Origin of the sequence: Natronorubrum sp. A-ect3 (assembly GCF_041821125.1) — an archaeon.
GTDB lineage: Archaea > Halobacteriota > Halobacteria > Halobacteriales > Natrialbaceae > Natronorubrum > Natronorubrum bangense.
In genome coordinates, this window is the sequence record NZ_JBGUBB010000003.1 from 181,945 (window position 1) to 201,584 (window position 19,640).

Annotated in this window: 18 protein-coding genes and 1 pseudogene; 9 read left to right on the forward strand and 10 right to left on the reverse strand. The window is 54.6% G+C overall.

Going from position 1 to position 19,640, the window contains the following annotated elements; all coding sequences use genetic code 11:
* The first annotated feature begins 583 nt into the window (after positions 1 to 583).
* Positions 584 to 931 carry a hypothetical protein gene (locus tag ACERJA_RS12850; protein WP_373608651.1) on the forward strand — a complete coding sequence of 116 codons (348 nt, stop codon included), beginning with the start codon at positions 584 to 586 and terminating at the stop codon, positions 929 to 931.
* 167 nt (positions 932 to 1,098) lie between these two features.
* Here the strand turns inward: ACERJA_RS12850 and ACERJA_RS12855 are convergent, their stop codons facing one another.
* A complete protein-coding gene (locus ACERJA_RS12855) occupies positions 1,099 to 1,854 on the reverse strand; it encodes a hypothetical protein (protein WP_373608652.1) in 756 nt (251 codons plus the stop codon).
* 922 nt (positions 1,855 to 2,776) lie between these two features.
* On the opposite strand from ACERJA_RS12855, the gene ACERJA_RS12860 reads away from it, so the two are divergent.
* On the forward strand, positions 2,777 to 3,583 hold the full coding sequence (locus tag ACERJA_RS12860; protein WP_373608653.1) for a hypothetical protein: 807 nt from the start codon (positions 2,777 to 2,779) through the stop codon (positions 3,581 to 3,583).
* Positions 3,584 to 3,592: 9 nt separating this feature from the next.
* Here the strand turns inward: ACERJA_RS12860 and ACERJA_RS12865 are convergent, their stop codons facing one another.
* The gene (locus ACERJA_RS12865) at positions 3,593 to 3,721 is read right to left on the reverse strand and encodes a hypothetical protein (protein ID WP_373608654.1); all 129 of its coding nucleotides are present in this window, start codon (positions 3,719 to 3,721) and stop codon (positions 3,593 to 3,595) included.
* Between the two features lie 554 nt (positions 3,722 to 4,275).
* Here ACERJA_RS12865 and ACERJA_RS12870 point away from each other — a divergent pair.
* Positions 4,276 to 4,752, forward strand: coding sequence for a zinc ribbon domain-containing protein (locus tag ACERJA_RS12870; protein ID WP_373608655.1), 477 nt, complete (start codon positions 4,276 to 4,278; stop codon positions 4,750 to 4,752).
* Positions 4,753 to 5,082: 330 nt separating this feature from the next.
* Here ACERJA_RS12870 and ACERJA_RS12875 read toward each other — a convergent pair whose 3' ends face one another.
* Positions 5,083 to 6,405 (reverse strand): hypothetical protein, encoded by a 1,323-nt coding sequence (locus ACERJA_RS12875; protein ID WP_373608656.1) that lies wholly within the window; start codon positions 6,403 to 6,405, stop codon positions 5,083 to 5,085.
* Between the two features lie 130 nt (positions 6,406 to 6,535).
* On the opposite strand from ACERJA_RS12875, the gene ACERJA_RS12880 reads away from it, so the two are divergent.
* A complete protein-coding gene (locus ACERJA_RS12880; RefSeq protein ID WP_373608657.1) occupies positions 6,536 to 8,053 on the forward strand; it encodes a M20 family metallopeptidase in 1,518 nt (505 codons plus the stop codon).
* Positions 8,054 to 8,280: 227 nt separating this feature from the next.
* Complete coding sequence (locus ACERJA_RS12885; RefSeq protein ID WP_373608658.1) at positions 8,281 to 8,622, forward strand: cupin domain-containing protein; 342 nt, start codon at positions 8,281 to 8,283, stop codon at positions 8,620 to 8,622.
* Between the two features lie 64 nt (positions 8,623 to 8,686).
* Here ACERJA_RS12885 and ACERJA_RS12890 read toward each other — a convergent pair.
* Positions 8,687 to 9,235: pseudogene (locus tag ACERJA_RS12890) on the reverse strand (ATP-binding protein); the annotation flags it as partial.
* A 110-nt stretch (positions 9,236 to 9,345) separates the two neighbouring features.
* Between ACERJA_RS12890 and ACERJA_RS12895 the strand changes: the two are divergent.
* Both ACERJA_RS12895 and ACERJA_RS12900 read left to right on the forward strand, forming a co-directional pair.
* Positions 9,346 to 9,879 (forward strand): helix-turn-helix domain-containing protein, encoded by a 534-nt coding sequence (locus tag ACERJA_RS12895; protein WP_373608659.1) that lies wholly within the window; start codon positions 9,346 to 9,348, stop codon positions 9,877 to 9,879.
* A gap of 176 nt (positions 9,880 to 10,055) precedes the next feature.
* Positions 10,056 to 11,273: an RNA-guided endonuclease InsQ/TnpB family protein gene (locus tag ACERJA_RS12900; protein WP_373608660.1), complete on the forward strand. Its 1,218-nt coding sequence runs from the start codon at positions 10,056 to 10,058 to the stop codon at positions 11,271 to 11,273.
* A 57-nt stretch (positions 11,274 to 11,330) separates the two neighbouring features.
* Here ACERJA_RS12900 and ACERJA_RS12905 read toward each other — a convergent pair whose 3' ends face one another.
* A complete protein-coding gene (locus ACERJA_RS12905; protein ID WP_373608661.1) occupies positions 11,331 to 12,725 on the reverse strand; it encodes a YdiU family protein in 1,395 nt (464 codons plus the stop codon).
* Between the two features lie 259 nt (positions 12,726 to 12,984).
* Positions 12,985 to 13,623 carry a hypothetical protein gene (locus ACERJA_RS12910; RefSeq protein ID WP_373608663.1) on the reverse strand — a complete coding sequence of 213 codons (639 nt, stop codon included), beginning with the start codon at positions 13,621 to 13,623 and terminating at the stop codon, positions 12,985 to 12,987.
* 343 nt (positions 13,624 to 13,966) lie between these two features.
* On the opposite strand from ACERJA_RS12910, the gene ACERJA_RS12915 reads away from it, so the two are divergent.
* A complete protein-coding gene (locus tag ACERJA_RS12915; RefSeq protein WP_373608664.1) occupies positions 13,967 to 14,233 on the forward strand; it encodes a hypothetical protein in 267 nt (88 codons plus the stop codon).
* 401 nt (positions 14,234 to 14,634) lie between these two features.
* Here the strand turns inward: ACERJA_RS12915 and ACERJA_RS12920 are convergent, their stop codons facing one another.
* A complete protein-coding gene (locus tag ACERJA_RS12920) occupies positions 14,635 to 16,011 on the reverse strand; it encodes an NAD(P)/FAD-dependent oxidoreductase (protein WP_373608665.1) in 1,377 nt (458 codons plus the stop codon).
* 769 nt (positions 16,012 to 16,780) lie between these two features.
* Complete coding sequence (locus ACERJA_RS12925; RefSeq protein WP_373608666.1) at positions 16,781 to 17,860, reverse strand: hypothetical protein; 1,080 nt, start codon at positions 17,858 to 17,860, stop codon at positions 16,781 to 16,783.
* A 177-nt stretch (positions 17,861 to 18,037) separates the two neighbouring features.
* Here ACERJA_RS12925 and ACERJA_RS12930 point away from each other — a divergent pair, with 177 nt between their 5' ends.
* Positions 18,038 to 18,442 (forward strand): hypothetical protein, encoded by a 405-nt coding sequence (locus tag ACERJA_RS12930; RefSeq protein ID WP_373608667.1) that lies wholly within the window; start codon positions 18,038 to 18,040, stop codon positions 18,440 to 18,442.
* A 151-nt stretch (positions 18,443 to 18,593) separates the two neighbouring features.
* Here ACERJA_RS12930 and ACERJA_RS12935 read toward each other — a convergent pair whose 3' ends face one another.
* Together ACERJA_RS12935 and nthA are read right to left on the reverse strand one after the other, a co-directional pair.
* Positions 18,594 to 18,971 carry a nitrile hydratase accessory protein gene (locus tag ACERJA_RS12935; protein ID WP_373608668.1) on the reverse strand — a complete coding sequence of 126 codons (378 nt, stop codon included), beginning with the start codon at positions 18,969 to 18,971 and terminating at the stop codon, positions 18,594 to 18,596.
* Positions 18,968 to 19,585, reverse strand: a complete 618-nt coding sequence (nthA, locus tag ACERJA_RS12940) for a nitrile hydratase subunit alpha (RefSeq protein WP_373608669.1) — start codon at positions 19,583 to 19,585, stop codon at positions 18,968 to 18,970. Before nthA ends, ACERJA_RS12935 begins: the two co-directional genes overlap by 4 nt.
* Positions 19,586 to 19,640: the final 55 nt, after the last annotated feature.

A 19,640-nucleotide genomic window follows, 5' to 3' on the forward strand; every position in this document is an offset into this window, starting at 1 on the left:
CATTTGGCCAGCCGGAATCGGGCGCCGGCACGAGACGTCGTCGACCAGGGCCGGGCGTGAATCGACGAGCACGGGCTCGAGATCGAGCGTGACCAGGCCTTACAGATGAGCTCTTGTGGGATTGAGTGGATCTGTAACAAACATCTGTTATAGACGTCTGTAATACAGCTTCGGACGACCCTTGAGGATGTTAAACGTAAATCTCCCAAACCAGCAAGCCTCCGCTTGTGGGAAGCTCCGCCGTTTACCATGAGGGGATGTCACCATCGGCCAGTGTTCGAACAACAAATTCTTCTCAGAGGATACAGTCTTTTTCTCGCTCGAGAGCGACTACTACACGGGCTCACTGCCGACACTGCCCAAGAAGCGATCGTTGACGTCGTTATGATGGTGGTGACCGGATACAATCGGCGAGCTTGTTGTAGCTATCACTGGTGCGCGGTTAGGTCGCAGTGTGCTACCAGAGCAGTGGCTGGTGGCTACGGCTGAACGAGAGGAACTTGAACATCTTGCAACCGACCCCTTCAGACTCGAGACGTGACTAAACCACAACCTCTTCCGTCTACATTCCGATGACTTCGCAATGACTGGAGGGCTAGATCCGACCGAGGAGTACGACGGGTCGATCACGGTTCGACTCCTTGACGACACCGATGGCACGAGGCAGATCCAGTGCACATCGTACTACGAAGCGATCGACCTCGTGAAAGAACACCAGTACGCCGTTACTGTCGCCAAGATCATCGATCGAGACGGCGATGTCGTGTTCACATCCGCAGAGATGGATATCGGCGACTGGGCAGTCGAATGGGAGCATGCAAAACGTCGCCTCTCTGTGACAGTCGACGAATACGAGTGTCCCTATGACAGCGTCGCCTGCTTCGCTGACGACCTTTGTGTCCAATGCCAGATGGACAAGATCCAGAACTAGTGCTGATGCTGTTTTGTCGACCTCTTCCACGTCCTGGGGGACGTGAAATCCGTCTAGCTGATTTCCGCCGGGTGTGACACTCGAGGGCGCCGATGAGAAAGAGGCTGTTTGCGTAGATGTCCAACTTTCCATAAAAAGTCAGCGCAGGGTGCAAGGAGAGGTACTGATCAGTTGTCAACCTCGATTGCCCACTCCCCGAGTGTATTAACTTCGATCCAGGTGACACCGTCGACATCAACACGGGTTTCACCTTCAAAGCCGGGGTCCTCGGTGAACGCAAAATCAAATCGTTCCTCCGGATCCTCTGGATAGGCAAGCACATCAAACATCCGGTCGTAGTCGCCTTCGTCATGCTCACCACTGATCGTTAGCCCACCATCAGCCTCGATGGGTCCGAAAACGGCCGAGTGTTCGCCTGAGGCGGAGACAGGTGGCGAGACGACTTCGTCCTGCGGTGCCTCGAGCTGTACGACATGCACGTCCCACTCACCATCTGTACCGAGGTCTAAGATGTACTCGCCTTCATCCGGCTGTGAGAGGGTTGCTCCGGTCACCTCGTCGATATCCGTGTCCATGAACACGACCTCGTTGATCGTCCACGTCTCGTCGAAGTCGCCATCGAGTTGTTCCAGATCGGCCTCAATACCCTCGTCATCCACATTCTCGCTCTCATAGACGAACAATGCGAGCCCTTCGTCAAGTTCGAACTCGTCTGTCACCGTGCTTCCATCGCCCTCGAGTTCAGCGACGACATCAGCATCAAACGGAAGCTCGTCCAGATCGTCGAGCGTCCCGATCATCAGCACGTCTTCCTCATCTGCGTTTCCGTTCTCATTGGGATCGCCGTCCTGTCCGGCTCCGACTGCGGTGCTTCCAAGCGTTGCGATTCCCCCTGCCAAGACCAGGTATGTGCGCCGGTCCATGACACACCCCGACATTGAGGAGGTTCTTGATACTTTCTCACAAAAGTTCTGTATGAAAAAACCAGTAATTCCTCTCAGTGAGGGGGTAATCTGCAGTTTGGGACGTTAGAAAGGTGTTTCTGTAGCAGGGTGGAGGTATGGGGGGTGGCATCTTCGCCATAGATACGAACTGGGGCATCTATACCAGTAAGAGCACCCCATCGATCGTCTGTAGCGCAAATCAGATCAGTAACAGGGAGGGATACTCGTGTCCGGAAGAGATGGGGAGAAATCTCCGAAAGACACCCAAGACCTATCATGTTCCTGTTGTATCAATTCAAATGAGAACAGAACATAGAGTTGGAATCTCAGCACCCCGACGTGCCCTCTGCTGAGAGGGTACCAGAGCAAGTGGCTGAGAATCTTCCGGATCTGTTCACGCTGCACGAGGAAATTGTCCGTCTCAGACCGACTGATATTCCGGCGGTATTCGGTAACGAACCTGAGCAAACCGTCGCGTTCGAGGTAGCACTAGTAGCATTGATTGCAACCACATTCTCAACATCTCGATTTCGGCCCCAATTTGGAAGCTGCCAGTACGGTCGCGGCAATCCTGTTGAACGTGCTTGGCGCGCTCGTCCCAGCAATACAGGTCACCCTCGAGAGTATGTAGCACGTCGGCTGGTTCACCGTCTTTCTGAAACAGGGCCGCGTTCTACGTCGCCGTCTACAAACGATCCAGAGGATTCTATAATGGCTTTCGACATTTTCGGCGGACTAGTATAGCTCGATCACCGGCGAGATGGCGGAGGTGATCTGAAAGCGACTGCTCCGGTGGCAATCACTGCGGGACTAAGCGGTCAAATATCCCAACCGGCGGCGCATTCTAATATCTCCCTCCAACTGCAGCAGACTTTTCATCGATTAATAGTATACAGAAAGTATGAATTGGCGCTCCGCTGGCATCGTTATCGGAATTTTGGTAGTACTCTGTGCTACGCTGGCTTTGTCTGTCGTCTATCCGTTCTCGACGTCCGAACCCCATTCTGAGAGTCCTCCCGAGCAACAGTTCTCATTCGAAGAAACCGACGAATACCGGATTTCTGGCAGCGTCATGGTTGACGACCAGACGCAATTTGGTGTTGACGGCGTCATGACTTCAGACGGCGAACGTTACGCAGTGATCGATCATGAGCGGAGTCTAGTAGAAGAATATCAATCAGGCCCCGACGAAGACACGTACGGCCGGATGACATTCGAGGACGAAGCATACGCTGACAGATGGATAGAAGCCGAGGAAGAAAATGACGATCGAGAAGTACTGCAAATAGAGCGAGAGGGGGACGAGACAGCGGTCATTTTCATCGAGAAGAGCACCGATAGAACAGAAAACACCCTCGCAAACGAAGCGGAAGTGGTGATCGGGAGCCTATCTGCCATCACATATGAACAGACTCATCAAACAGATGTCAACGCCACGTACGAGCCTCAAGACGCGTGGATAGAACAGACTGATCGTCGTATCACAGATACAGCAGGGGATGTTAAAGTCGATACAGAGACCCGAGCGGTCAAATCCGCGGATGTGTCGTGGGAGCAAACGAGATTGCCCCGCCTGACTTTCCTCAACTATCTGTTGACCACAGTAGCCGGCGACGAGTCAACTACGATAGAAGTCACGTATGAGTTTGAGACAGACGATGTGGACTTAGAGCCGCCCGACTGGCTAACAGACGTACAGAGCAGATGACAACACCGTCTAATCCGTATTGACGCTAATATCTGTGCCAATCTTGAACGTCACTGCTCGAGCCCGCTGGACGTTTCGCTGGTAGATCTCCCTGTCAGATGGTTTTTCGTCCCCTCCTTCTTGCTGCTGTGTACTCATGCAAATCAAAATGTTCTGTTCGGTGATAGGCTTTGGGAGCGCACGGATGCTACTGGAAAGCCTAACCCATCCTGATGACGCTCGAGACCGATATTTTCTTGATATTTGCTATTCGATCGAACTGTTCAGTTCCCTGTCTGACGTGTTCCGAAAGTAGTAATGCACAGGTGGAGCGGGGTCTATTCATTCGTATGAGTGTTCTTGCCCGCCCCTGTTCAGAAGTAATATCCCACGTCCCCTCAGTCATCGGAAAAGAAATTTGTCCTCGGTATCGGTGCAGACAATCTCACGGAACTCTCCGCTAAGGTCGCCGGATAATTGAGAACCTGCGATTCCCGTCGAACTGCTGGAAACGGGAGTGGATATGGGTGGCAGTTTGGTAGCGGTATCTGTCACTTCGACAAGTCCGAGAAACGTTCTATGGCACACTGTGTATTCGGAAGGCTCCAGGCCGAGATTAGCAAGTCCAGGTCAGTATCCGATTTGAGATCTGCGTTACCAGTGGTGATGCCCAAAAGGAAGTTATAAGAATCTGTGAAAAAGTTATGTGGGCAATGGGTTCACCAGCTCAAGAACCAAATTCGTCTGAGAAATATTTGTCGGGAGAGAATGATACTGAGGAAGAGACAATTGAGGGTGAAGAAGACGGCTCTGTTCCATCGGAGGAGTCGACCTACTCCGGGCCAGAATCCAAACAAAAAGCGGCAGACGAACAGTTTTGCTCGAGTTGTGGCGAAATAATCAAGCGAGAGGCATCCATTTGCCCGAACTGTGGTGTTAGTCAGGGAGGGAATGCAAATAACAATCCCGGGTTAGCCGCAATTCTGAGTGGTGCAGGGTTCGTTGTCCCTATCGCCGCTGGCGCAGGCCAGATCTATAATGAAAATGTTGGCAAGGGGGTCGCGTTTTGCCTCATCCAGGCCATCCATATCATGGTCGTTGTCTTCCTTTGGTGGACGATCATCCCTCTACTGACTTACCCGGCGGTCCAGGCTTACGCCACCTACGACGCCTACAAAGGCGCTCAGTAGATCCAGAAACCGGGCAAGAGTACTGGGCCCCGCTGAATGCTTACGACCCGACGAGTCACTGTGACTCCGGATTCCATCTCGAGGACTTGCGGTGTCTCGTACATCAAAGAGAATCCGGATAGCGAGGCGACTTCGTAACGGTCTCGTGTCCACTCTCAACGCAGAACCAGTGTCTCGATTGGATTCGAAGACTCGCTCGGATCAACAGGCCTGACAGAGTCTCCCACTAATGAGTGGCGGCGCGGCACGTACGCGATCGGCCACTTCTGGGCTCGGCAAACGGCGGGTTTTCGACGCGGCGATCCGCGATCAAGTTGTATAGCACGCTCATTAGCCGTCAACGAGCCGTTCGTACACCGTCGGAGACTCCTGCAATCTGGCCCGTCCCAGTAACGCGTTGAGGTAGGTCTGGACGCGCTCGTTCCAGGGCTTCCACCTGTCGTCCCAGTCACGGTTGACGGTCGCTGCCCGAAGGTTACCGATTCCTTGTTCGGAGAGGACGACCATGAACGGGGCGGGATTCGACCCGATCACGTCCTCGTAGACCGACCGTCCCCGGCGCTTTTCGGTGAGGATATAAGCTGGATCGAACTCCTCGTCGTCCGGTTCGACCTCTAAGTGTTCCACCACGTACTCGTGAGCGTGCCAGTCGACGAGTCCTTGCGCCAGGGCAAGCACCTTGAGTGTGAGAAACTCCTCGTCGATATTTCGCCCCCAGGGTGGTGACAACGTCGCCGGGAAACACCACCGTGCGAGCCGGGAGTGGGCGAACTCGTAGGGGCCATACTCTGCAGGGTCACCGATGTACTCGTCTTCGACCTCGTCCCGGGTCGGCATCGGCTCGAGTTCGCCGCTGAGCTCCTCGAGAAGGTCCTGCAGGTGGTCGTCGTATGAGTCTTCGGTCCCGTCGAACGTCTCCCACAGCCGATCGCGGTATTGTGCGGCGGTCTCGACGGCGATCTCGGCTCGCAGGAGCTTCGACGTGATTTTGCCGACAATCAGCGAGTCGTACTGCGGGAGATCGGTCTCGTCGTCACGGATCTCGTCCAGCTCGCGGAACTGGGCGAGGTGTCGCCCGCGCTGAAGTTCGGTCTCGACGTGGACGTACCACGCCAGATCGCGTTCCGGCTCGGCCACTGGACGGTCCTCGAGATCGTCGATGACGATGTCGACTCGCTCGAGCAGGGTTTCGGCGCGGTCCGCAAGCGCCTCAAGGTCTTCCTCCCCGCGTTCCGCACGAGCGGCACCTAGGTCCTCGCCGGCGAACTGCATCCCATATCTGGCCTCGGAGAGGGCGTCCTCGTAGTCGCCGTCCTCGAGCGATTCCTCAGCGGTCGAGAGCCACCCGCCGGAGCCGATGATGGGATAGTCGTCGCTGTCTAGGTCGTCCCAGCGGTCGAATGCCTCTTGTTCGGTCTCGGCGAGCAACTCGACGGCCTCGCGAGCATGGGCTTCGGTCACCGTCGGCTGCCAAAGCGAACTCGGCGAGGGCGGCGTCGGGTAGTAGTTGATCACCCAGTCGACGAGCACGTTCGGGAGGGCTGTCGGTCGAGTCAGAGCCGTGGCGATGAACGCACCGCCGCCGAGTCCGACGCTGCCGGCGGCTCCAGCGAGCAGCTGTCGTCGGCTGAGTGACTGCGGATCGGGGACCATATTGTTTACTTACTTTTTTGCCACAAAATAATTTCCCAGTCGGCCAGCCGGAATCGAACACCGTCACTGATCGATCACGGAGCCACAGGAGCCCGAAGCTTCCATTGTGGGGCAGTCCACACGACAGCGTATGGATCCATCCGAGGGCAAAACACACAGCGCCGGTCTCGAGGCGCCCGCACGAGACGTCATCGACCAGGGCCGGGCGTGGATCGACGAACGCGAAGCCGAGTTGCTCGAGTTCCTCTCCGAGCTCGTCTCACAGCCGAGCGTGACCGGCAGGGAGGGAACACACGACGATCCCGAGTCGGTCGTCGGTTCGCTATATGCCACACTCGAGGCGGAGACAGATCGAGCGACACTCGACGTCCAGCGCGTACCCGACGACGACCGTGGCCCCCGGGAGAACTGCTATGCGGTCCTCGAGGGAGCCACCGACGAGCTGTTCGTCTGTACGAGCCACACGGATACGGTCGCACCGGGTGACGACGCTGACTGGCCGGGCACCGACCCCTACGACGTCTCCGTGGGAACAGTCCGCCGGCCCGAGCCGGGAGCTATCGAGCTCACCGTCGACGGACAACGCGAGAGACGCACCATCCGCGACGCCTACGATCGGGTCTGGGACCGTCGTGACGACACCGAACGCGATGTGTTGGTCGGGCGTGGCACCTACGACAACAAGGCGTCGGTCGTCGGTCTCGTCGGGGCCTTGCGCGCCCTCGAGAGTGCCCTTGGAGATCGACAGCTCGGTGGCACGCTCGTCCACGGCCACCTCGTCGGCGAGGAAATCGCTCAGGTCGGCGCGAAAGCGATGGTCGGCCGGGGCGATCGAACCGGCTGGTTCGCCGAGCAATTCCCCGACCCCAAGGGCGCGGTGGTCGTCATGGACGGCTCCTACGGATTCGTGCCCGCGGTCGGCCACCGCGGGCTCGCATGGGTCACTCTCAGTGTCGAGGGCGAGTCGACCCACGCCTCGACGCCGCATCTGGGTTCGAACGCGGTCCTCGAGACGGCAAAGGGGTTAGCGACCGTCGAGGAGCCGTCCTTTCGCGAGTCAATCGCGTCGCCGTTCATTGACGACTCGCTGCTTGGCGAACTCACGGTGGCGGCCGGCACGACGATCATCGGCGGCGACGTCCGGCGCGACCGTGAGGGCAGACTCGAGCGGGCCGGCGTGAACGCCGTTCCCGACTGGTGTGAGACGACCTTTGACGTACGCTTTCCCCGGTGGGAGGCGTATCCGAACGACCCCGATGCGATCCGGGCCCACCTCGAGGAAACCATCGCCTCCCACGTCGAGGCCGAAGCCGGCGATGTCGACGTGACCGCGACGGTCGACCCCGCCGAGTACTTCCCGCCGGTTGCGTTGGCAGACTCCCGCGAGGCGGCACGGAACCATCCGCTCGTCTCGCAAGCGATCGAGGCGGCACGGTCGACGGTCGGCTACGACCCGGGCGTGACCGTCGCCCCCGGTGTGACCGACGCGGCGTCGATCTACTCGGCCACGCGCCTGCCGACGATCGTCGAGTACGGTCCTGCTGGTGCACTCTCTCACGAGCCACTCGAGTTTGTCGAACGCGAGTCCGTCATCGACGGCGCCAAAGCGATGCTCGAGTTGACGATTCGACAGCTTGGCGTGGTTTGAGAGCCGTCACGGTGTATTTTCTCGAGATTGTTCTTCCGACCGAACTCGAGTTCGGGTAACCACATCCGGTTTCACCCTCGACCAGAGAACGGAGCGTTTGTAGGGCGATCACCATGGCGAGCAAATTTGGCCTATCCACTGTTTCTGGCCGTTACAGAGCGTTAGATACTCAATTGGGAACAATCAGAGGCAAAAATGTTAAGTTGATGTGCGATAAGCGGTAACAAATGACTCTCGTTTCGATCACCGACACGGTCGACGACCTTGATCCGGCTGAACTCAAGCACAAGGAAGTGCTCACTGCGGGGCCACTCACCATCGAAGTCGGCAAGTATCCCGCTGACAGTGCCGTCCCGAAGAACTCCCACAACGAAGAGGAACTGTACTACATCCTGTCGGGGTCAGGCAAGCTCCGCGTTGGCGATGACACTCACGAGATTGCGGCGGGTGATCTCGTCTACGTCGAACCCGACCTCGAGCACGACTTTTTCCATATCACCGAGGAGATTACGATCCTGATTGTCCTCGGGCCGTCGGCTAACCCCACCTCGTACGGTATTCGTGAGTGAGACGAGTGAACTCGAATTCAGCGAGTGACATGAGATGGGTGGAATGACCCAGCAGCTCCTTGGATGATTGCACGTACGCGAAGTGCTTGCAAAGATCGCGAACGTAGCGCCGCCAGCGGTAGCTGTCCGGATCCGGCACTTCGTCTTCGTAGTGATCGATCTCGACGAGTATCCCTCGAGATGATGTCCAGCACCCACGAGTTGGCCATCGCGACCGCTGATGTCTGCCCATGGTCCTGAGTCACGTCGACCTCGATAGCCAAAGCACAGTGCGGTGTCATGACTCCAGATGCGAACTGCGCCTTTCACGATGATCGCTCCCTTGCCGATTCCCCACTCTCCAATCGTCTCGTCGTCTGCTCGTTGCTTGCTTCTCGCACCAAGCACTGAGAGGTTACGTCGTCCCTCGGTGGACTCGAGGTCGACGCCAGCGCCATCATCGAGGATAATCGACCGCTCAGGCGAGATCCGACATCTGGTCTTCGATAAGATACGTTGCGACTCGCTCGTCAGCGGTCGTCGTCACGGTTTCGTCAGTCGATGGTTGATTGGCCAGTTTCGAGTCAGTTGTCTCGTTCGTCGCGAACTCTGCTAACGTCGAATGTTCTATCATGGTGTCCACCCCTGTGGCACCACAAAAACCAAATGGCGGTCAACGTTCGAGACCTGACTCAAGGTGACCAGCGGAAGCGTTATTATGAACTATGCATTATTCATAATTAGATGTCCCAATCTACAACTCCGTCTGAGACGCCGCCGATTGAGCAACTTCGAACGGTCGTTGATTTGCTGGAAAATCCGACGCTCGCTCAAATCTACACGTATGTCCTTCAGACTGACAGGGCGACTGTCGAGGACATGATTACTGATCTTGAGATTCCACAGGGGACTACCTACGATTACGTGAGAAAACTCGAGAACGCAGGTTTAGTGACGAAGACACGTGAAGAACGGCCATACGAGTTTGCAGCTGAGCCACTTTCGATCACACTGACAACGGATGGTGAAGCCCGCACGATTACTGCCGAACTCGTCGACGCAGTCGGTCGTTGTGAGCGAGATCCTGATATTGATGTCTATCTTGACCGCCATGGGATGGATGGCTTGGCAACCGCCCTTGAGTATGCTCATGAGTACGTCGACGGGACAGTTAACCACCGAATCATGGCCCGTGAACTTGACCTCTCTCCGATGGAAGCAGAAATCATTCTCCAGGCGCTTGAACCAGTGGTTCTCCAGCACCGAAGCGACGAATGAAGACGGCGTATATCGCGGATACAGGTGTGTTCATCAGCGGTCGAGGCGGATACCCCGAGGCTTGACCTCGGGGAGGAAGCCGACACTTGTGAAGCTGTCCACGTGCTACCACAGTGCCAACTCCCCCACGCTGCTAAACGCTAACCATTAAATAATACTACACTATCTGATGAAGTATGGCAGAGGTGGTCAGGAACATCCAAGTCAAACTCAACATCCCCGAGTCACGACACTCGGATGTTGACCAGACGTTCAAGCAGTTCCGTCAAGCTGCCCAACACGTCGCAGACTACGGCTGGGACGACGACCCAGACCACCTCGTTAAAGCCAAAAACAAACTCCACAAAGCCACATACACCGAAGTCCGCGAGAAAACCAATCTCCAATCCAGCCTCGTCCAATCCGCCAGAAACCTCGCTGCGACCGCCCTCGGGAACTGCAAAGACTTGCTCAACGACGAGAAGAACACGAGCAAGCCCGAGTTCCGAGGCACGGTCATCGTGTACAACGGACGCACCATCACGTACAACGACGACCATGTGACACTCGCCACCACAGGCGACCGCGTGACAGCCGAATACGTCCTCCCACACGACGACGAGGGCACACCATTCGAGGAATACTGGAACAACGAGGAGTGGAAGAAAAAAGAGGCCACACTCCACAAGCGAGATGGCGAGTACTACCTCCACGTTGCTGTTGAGAAAGCAGCCGAATCTATTACTGATGAGCAGACCGAGAACGGAGTGGTTCTCGGCGTCGACCTCAACGTGGACGGATACCTCGCCGTCACCAGTACGGGAGCGTTCCTCGGGAACGCGGATGAGTTGAATCACAAGCGCGACGAGTACGAGCGTCGTCGTGGAAACCTGCAACAGACGGGCACGCGCTCGGCGCACCCCACCATCCAATCAATCGGAGGTAGGTTTGCCGAGTGGAGTCGTCATCGCCTACACGCCGTGTCGAACGGCATCGTCCGAGAGGCCGTTGAAAACGACTGTACGCATATCGCGTTCGAGCGGTTGAAGTACATTTGGACGCGTATCTCGAACGCTTCGAAGTTCCAGCAGTGGGCGTTCCGCGAGATTCAACGACAGGTCGAGTACAAGGCCGAAGAACACGGCATCGAAGTGGATACCGTGGCCCCACAGTACACGTCGCAACGATGTAGTCACGGTGAGTGTGGATTTACGCACGAGGAAAACCGAGACGGTGATGAGTTCGAGTGCTTGAAGTGCGGTAAGGAGTTGCATGCGGATTACAACGCTGCGCGAAATGTGGCGTGGCGTCTCGTCCAGAACTGGCTCAAGTCTGGTGCTGGACGGGCCACCAGTCAACTGGCCCTCAAGTCAGGAACGGTGAACGCGAACGGCGATTTCAACGCCTCCGCTTAACGGCGGCAGAGTGGGAGTTCACTGACAAGCCCCGGCCCTTGTGGCCGGGGTTGTTGACTAAGTATTACAGTACGTTGTATACCCTGAATCGAATTCTTTTGGAGGCGGTTGTTGAAATTGTGAATTCGCATCTTTCGATTCATAAGGGTGTTCCAACACATTCAACAAATGTTTGAATTTTGATAGACTTTCCTTTTCCAGATAATCATTTAGTGCCTCTTCTATCAAGTAGTTGCGGGGGATATAACAGGGATTAGTTTGTTTCATCACTTCCTTATCCAATCCTATATGGGACAATTTATCCTGTATGTCTTTAAAATCTCCAGATGAATAGACTGGGTCATCAAAAGAGCCAGGGTTTTCTAATTCTAGGAAAGTATTCGTATAGTCTGCTCTAGATTCACGAAGCCAGTCTAAGAATTCATTTATTATTTCTTTTTCACCGTCTGATTTGATCCCTAGTTTCTTGCTCATCATATTGTAGTATTTAGCATCAAACATTTCATCAAAGTCGTCTAGCTTGGCTTTTAGTTCATCAAAAGCGTAAGACGATTCTTCAAAAAGCGGTTGTAAGGATTCTGCGAAACGTGTGAGATTCCATTGCAGCATACTTTTTTGATTTCCGAAAGAATATCGGCCTCTTTTATCTACAGAGCTGAAGACAGTATCTTCGTCGTAATAATTCATGAATGCACATGGTCCGTAATCAAATGTTTCTCCATCTATACTCATGTTGTCTGTATTCATGACGCCATGCACGAATCCCACACGCATCCAATCAACAATCATATCTATAGAGGATCGCATAACCTCCTCAAAAAAGTCCAAGTATTTTCCATTCTTATTATTCAGATGAGGGTAATGCCTGTCGATCACATAATCAGTGAATTCCTCTAGTTCTTCGGGTGCTTGGCTTGCAACATATTGGAAAGTACCGTATCTAATATGGCTATTCATCACCCTTACAAGGATGGCTCCAGGTTCTGTTCTACGTCTCTGAACTGATTCTTCGGTTTCGATTGCTGCTAGACTCCTAGAAGTTTTTATATTAAGATTTTGCATCGCATATGAATAAATGTACTCTCTGAGCATGGAGCTAACAGTTGCGTTCCCATCGCCTCTTCTTGAGTAAGGGGTTCTACCAGAACCTTTCAACTGAATATCGTATCTACTGCCATCGTATACATGTTCGCCTAGTAGCATCGCTCTCCCGTCGCCAAGCATAGTATAATTTCCAAATTGATGTCCTGCATATGCTTGAGCAATCGGTTCTTCTAGAAGTTCCTGTCCTGAAAGAATCTGACTGTTTAACTCCTCTTTATCTAATCCAAGATCATCACACAGATCTTCATTAAGAACTAAAATCTCCGGATTATCGATGTCTTTAGGTTTCACTCCCGAATAGAGTTTAGAGTCCAAATCTTTGTAGGTTGTGTCAAAGGAAAGGGGCATGTGTTATCATATAGTCTCTATTGTTTCCTTTTTAATAAGCTGTTCCTTGTGGACTACTCTACCCTGCTCGCGCTGACGCGCTCGCTGAAATGAGTGGCTCGCGGTTGCGAGATTTACCCTCTATATTCAGCAGATCGTTTCTAATGCCTATCCGAGAGGTGAGTGGCTGCTCCGGTAACGCCTTCGACTATACTGAACGCAAGTTTCACAGAGAACTCTGAATAACGAATCCGTACTACCAACTACTGTTATCTTAGTATCAGAACAGTTCGTCGAGCGGGAGATCTGCGTCGTCCTCGGTGGTGGCGTCCGGGTCAGGTTTCACCGGGGGAGCGTCGAAGAGTCGGCCGCCACCACGCTCCCGGGCAGCCAACACGTCGTCAAGTTCAGCTTGCATTTCATCGTCGAGAGTGGGCGCGGTGAAAGCGTTGGCAACGTTATCAGGCAGGGCGGGACGAGGTGCGTTTCGGTGTCGCTCGATTTTCTCAGTCAGATAGAGGTTGTCCTGAAGGGCGCGCAGCACAGGCACATACCGAAGATAGTCGTATTCATCGAGTAGGGTGAGGCCGTAGCTGGTGAACCTCCAGAACTCGCGTGGGTCATTCTGTTCAGCGTCATCGCCGTCATAGACCTGTTTTGTCACGAGTTCTTTCTCTGCGAGGCGGTCGAGATGCTCAAGGATAGTCGATCGATTCTTGGGCACTAAGTATTCCAATTCGTCCAGTGTGACGAGATGGTCAGGATGCCCGAGGATTGCCTGGATAGTGTAGTAGCGAGTTTCCTGCGTGATAAACCGGTGTGCACGTCGCTGTTTCTCGAACGGCAGAACGTCTTCCCCACCGAAAGGATCGGTTGGCCTTTCGGGCGGGCCGCCGTGGGCGTCCGCCCCATTGCTCATATGCGTCTTTTCCGGCCGAAATTAGGTAACTGTTCGGGTTAGCCAGGTTGGGTTTAGACTCGTTCTACGAAAAAGAATACGGCGGAGAGAGTTCTGAATTGGGCGTGTGCAGATCGTTGTTCGCGAGGAAGACTGTTGTGTTCCCTCGAGACTACACAGGCCTTACCCGCGATAGCCTCGAGACACGAGAGGACGTTGTACTGATGGACAGGCTTGACATCTTCCACACTACTGAACAGTAGTTGCCGAACCGGATTTTTGGCAGGTCAAAAATGCAGGACTTGGACTGGAACCATGGACACTGTTAAGCGGGTGACTGCCGAAATGACTATACAGAACTACAATGGCTGGCATCACAGATCCACGACCACCACTTCCGGAGTGGATTCTCGAGTGCTACGACCTACTGTGCTCTCATGCAGACCAGCTGGACAATGGAAAAGCTGTTGTTCAAGTGATCGAGCACGACAATGCTACCGACGTGCTGCTCTCTGATTCAGAGTTAGCACTCGAGCAACGGGACGTCGAGTACGCACTGACGCGACTCCTCGAGCGAGGCTACTTCTACGAAGTCGAAGACGAACTTCGGGTCACATCCCCGGAAGAGTAATGTTAGACTTTGCGAAAAACTGCTCTATCAGTAGTTGGCAATATAGCTTCTCGATCCAGGGCGAGCCGTGAAACTTGTGGCCGGTACAGGCGAAGGCGTTGCCGGAGCAGCTATCCACCTCTCGGATAGGCGTCAGAAACGACCTGCTGAACAAAGAGGCTGCATCCAGCATAGTGGCTACGTTTGATTCAGGTCAAATCGACTGAAAAACCGTTGAGTAGGCATGCCACCCGTTTGCTCCCGGTTGCACCGAGAACGACTCCTGTTGTATTGATTTCTTGGGGAAAGTTATCGCCTCTACATGGCCAATTACTGGCAAATGTGTGCTCCATTTGTCGAGTAAGATTTACTTCTCGAAAAAGAACTAGGGATCGAAACACGACCCAGTATCTCGACTGAATTCAAGCTCCATCAGTCGCGTCAATGCTGTTTCCTTCTCGCGGGGATGGATCCGTCTCATCGTCTTCGATGTGACTTGCCACGTGATTGTGAGGAGACTCTCGTAGCGACGCCTGCTTGTCTCTCTGGCCCGGCCTTAGCACGCGCCACATTACACCGGGGCGTAACAGCGAGGTGGGAGGTTGCTGCATCGAGAGGACGCGAGTGAATGAATTAGTCAATTCCCTGTCAGTATGGGCCTTTCGGAACAGTCGGGCCAGATACCAGTTGAAGAAGGCAGTTCCACGAGGTCTGTCGCCTTCTGTCTGTGAGAAACCGAAGTCCGCTCCTGTGGCTAACATCCACGCGGGCTCGACGACCTCTGCGGCACGAGCAAAAAAGCGAAGCCCGAACTGCTCCCTATCGTCCGTCGCAAGCGTGTGGTGAAGCATCAGCGCTTCAAGCGCGGCCACTGACATGCCTTGTCCGTAAATCGGATTGAAACTCGCGATCGCATCACCCATGACGACTAGACCGTCCGGGAAGCGGTCGAGTTCTTCGTACCGGTATCGCCGGTTCGACGGGAACGGATAGAAGGCGATCTCATCGGATACCCGGAGGCGATCGTCCAGGAGGTCTTTTACGATTGGGGTTGGCAGACTCGCTGCGAAGTCTTTGGATTCGTTCACATCCGTTGGAGGATGATCACCGTGGATCCCGTGCAGGTTCACCAGCCAGCGATTGTCTTCAACGGGTAACACTGCCCCACCACGGGTACGCGGTGCCTCGGCCAGCACACCGATCATTCGGCGGTCGTCGGCTGGTCGCTCAATAAGATTGGCGCTGTAGGCTAGATCGACGTGTACCTCCTCGGTGGCAGGCGGCGTGTAACCGTACTTCTCTAGCCAGTTCGGTGTCTGGCTCGTTCGGCCGGTGGCATCGACGACCAGATCTGCGGCGAGTTCCTTCTCAGAGCCACCATCCCGGATCACCACACCCTTCACGCTGGTCACTCCATCGTCAGCGAGATATTCAAGAAACGGACAGTTGCCCCGTAGAACGACTCCGTCGAGTCCGGAGACACGTCGTCGAAGCAACTGCTCGTACAGCGGCCGCGTCGCTGCGTAGAGTTGAAACGGCTCCGACCCGGCGGCGAGGAAATCGCCTTGGCTGTACATGTAGAAGTCGCGCCGGCCATTGATTACCACCCCACCAGCGGTACGCAACTCTTCGATGTAGCCCGGGAACAATTCTTCTAGCGTCGCCCGTCCGGCCTCCCACAGAATATGGATTTGGCGAGCCTGGGGGACGCCGCGGCGTGCAACTGGTTCATCCGGAAGCGTATCACGATCAAGTACCGTGACCTCATCAAATGCATCTGCGAGAACACGGGCCGCCACCAGACCGGCTATGCCCGCACCGACTACTACCGCATGCCCCTCTCTGTCGGAGATCGTTCACTGTCGTACTGCGGTACAGTTGCTAATGTCATAAATTGAATTCTGATTCACTTGATTGGTTCCACGTTTTGATTTGATTGAACTGGAAGATGGTCTTCAGACCGTACCCGTCGGCGTCTCCGTTTGCACCGCGACCGGGCCAGCCGAGCGCGTAGACCATGCGGCAGTCCACCAGGGCAGAACTGACTCCAGACAGATCCAATAGGTCAGATCGGTTTCACTCTCGTGAACGAGCATGAGCGGTGATCCGCTTCCCGTCCGTGCAAACGCTATCTCAGCTCCATCCGTGGACGTGACGATTTCCATGTCCGTCCCTTTGTCCGGCTGTATTGGATCGATACAGGTCAGTTCACCCGTATCCAACTATGTGAGTTCCTCACATAACATCATCTACTGCCGAATCTGCACGGGCTGAAAAAAGTGTAGCCGGTGAGCGATACGCGCTATGTATGTTGCATGGCAGCGAGAAGATCTATTGTAACTGGTAGAATGTTCAGCGGCCAATAAGCATGTGTAGTTATTGTTTATTTTAGGATATAAAGAAATCACACGACTGTCTACAGGCGTTCAAGACAGAGTGCCTCGAACCACTTGACTCGAAGCAGTTCACTGCTATACACCGATAGATCGATGTCCCGAGTTGCTCGAGTCGGTCCTCCATCTCGCCGCACCGTTACCGAACTTGGCCAGAAGCGATGACTACGTTCTGCTAGCACCCCACCCCGTACTCTTCGAACACGGACTCGAATCCTTCATCGACGACCTGCTGGACAAGCTCCGCGAACGAACGTTGATTCCCTGGACCCTCCACAAGCGACCGAAACGTGCTCTCGAAGTGATGTCCATGAGAGGGCCGATCGCGACTCGAGGTGTCGTGCGCCGCCTCATGCAACATCATCAAATATAGATCGTACATCCAGACGGCACGTTGCCGACTCGTCACAGCCGAGTCGGTGATCACGATGTATGTCCTACCATCAGTCCAGGCATCGGCGCTCGCCTCGCCGTAGTATACATCTCGGTCAATTCCAAGCTCTGCTGCCAATACTCGAGCGAAGCGAAGATACCGCTGCTGGTCAGCGTTCAACTGCGATTCGTCCTCAATCCGATGATAGCCCGTCCAGACACCTTCTGACTCTGCTTGCTCGCCAACACCGAATGCTTCTGGCACCGCTATCGATATATTCTCGTCGCCGGCGGGGTCGCGAAGCCGTTGGGTAGCCGCATCGCTCGTATCGAGGACGACGTAGCCACGCTCGACGAGTTTGTCCGCACCTTTCTGGGGACCGTCAACCCATCCAATCCTTGGGACTGCCTGGATCTCCTCGAGACTGATGCGAGACTCGGTTGCCAACTGGAACAGCTTGCGATCGGCCCACTGCTCGCCCGATTCGTCATCGCCGTCGGATGCCATCGCTTCCCGACTCTCAGCAGTTAGCCGGTCGTCTGAGACGTCTGCATACAGATCGTCTCGCGCCTGCTCGAGTGCGCTGTCGATCCGCTGCCAGCGCTCACAGCTGGACTGGTTGTCGTTACGCGCAAAATTCAGCGTCAGATTTCCCTTCGAGACGATCACCCCACCAATGCCATACTCGCGTTTTGTCGTCACATACAGCCCATTGCTGTAGATGTCGAGCCCACCGTGGGGTGTGTACTCGAGTGCGAAAATCGCATCCCCAGTTTCGCGAGTAAGCGACGGGTGTGGTGAGTCGGCCACCGCCTCGAGTGGATCGCCCTTGTCGACCGATTCACCACTGTAGGTGCTGAATTCAGAGAGCGAATATGGCACAAATTGGAAGATGATGTGTGAGGGGAGTGATCGGTCAGTACAGGGTACGTACCGGCGAAAGTACAAGTCTATCTGAATTTTGGCAAAAAATAATGTGCGAGAATAGTGGATGAGATCACCCTACCTCCGGATCAAGTCAACAGAAAAGTATTTGAAAATTAACTGATGACATGGATCATGGGCTCTGAAAACTACTCTCCGGGACCGATCGTTCAATCTCTTGCACCTATTGCCTCTCGCACCAATAAATGGTGGTATCTCCCAGTACTAGCCGGCGCCAGTTCTCTATTCTTAACTCTTGTAACACTTCTTACTACACCACAGGCGGATGAAGCAATTCAGGCATTCGCCGTTTTGGCGGTTCTTCCTACCACTCTTCTTTCAATTCCCGCCATCATTTTCGATATACTCAATAAGTTTGGTGGGACTCTTCCACCTGGAATTTTTCTTTATCCACTTGGATTAGTTATGAGTCTATTCACAAACACTATGTTTGTAATTCCAGTAACTATTACTTATTTCCTTATATGGGTATGGCCGGCCAAGAAACGTATACCGAGTGTACTTCCTCCGATCAATTAACACACAGTAAGTCAGGCTTGAAGAGCGATTCAATCCAGTGCTGTTTGCGTTCGTCCTCTCCGACAAGTGCCAGCGAGAGTTCGCTGCTCAACGAGTCCGCTGAATCAAGTTCTCTGCAGGCAGAACGGATCGGCGGAGAGGTGGGATGCGATCAGTGACCACCAGTTTCGCCGATGACAAACTCTGAGGCATCTCGTTCGCCTTGTGCGAACTCTTGGGCTCGTTCTTCGATGATATCATTGTCGAACAGCTCTTTGTCCGCCAGAAGGCGTTCGAACGCCGCGATCCACTGACGGTAGTAGACGGCCTCGGGGTCATCCTCCTCTTCCTCGAACGCACCAGCGTTCACCTGTTCGATGAGGCGGCTCTGGAACTCGTTCCACTCGAACAGCCCCTGTCGGTGGAGCGTGACGACCAAGCTGAAGGCGCGTGCTTGCCACGGGGCATTAAATACGAGTTCGCCGCTCTTTTGGGGTGGATCGGCTGCGTCTTTGATCTCGGTGATCGTACGGTTAATATCGTCGCTCATCGCAATTCGTCTGCGTGTTTCTCACCCAACCGTTCGACGCCAATCATCGAGTCCCGGGTAATGAGCTCGGCAAGTTCCTCCTCGCTCATCCCCTCTGTCCCCGCTGGACGTTGCGGCAGTACCATATACCGCACTTCGGCGCTCGTGTCACGGACTTTGATCTCGATGTCGTCGTCGAGATCAAGGTCAAACTCCTCCCGGAGTGTCCGTCGTGGATATTTGACCATCTTTGCCCGGTAGGGCGGCGCCTTGTACCATGTTGGTGGCAGGCCAAGCGTCGGCCACGGGAAACATGAACAGAGTGTGCAGACAATCACATTGTGGACTTCAGGCGTATTCTCGTAGACACCGAGGTCCACGCCCTCCAGCCCAGTGTAGCCGAGCTCATCGAGGGCTGTGGAGGCATCGGATAACAACCACTCCTTGTACTCGGGATCAGTCCAGGCCTTTGCGACGGCTCTGGCTCCGTTCATCGAGCCGATGTCCTCTTCGTACTTGCTGACAATTTCGTCGATTGCGTCGGTGGACGCCAACCCCTTCTCAATAAGTAGCGACTGGATTGCTCGTGCGCGGTCTTCTGGGTCGGTTGTTTCTACGGGATGTGGTTCACTCATAGGTTGTGGTCACTCTCGTTTGGTGGCGGTCGAGCTCACTGTACGGTAGTTGCAT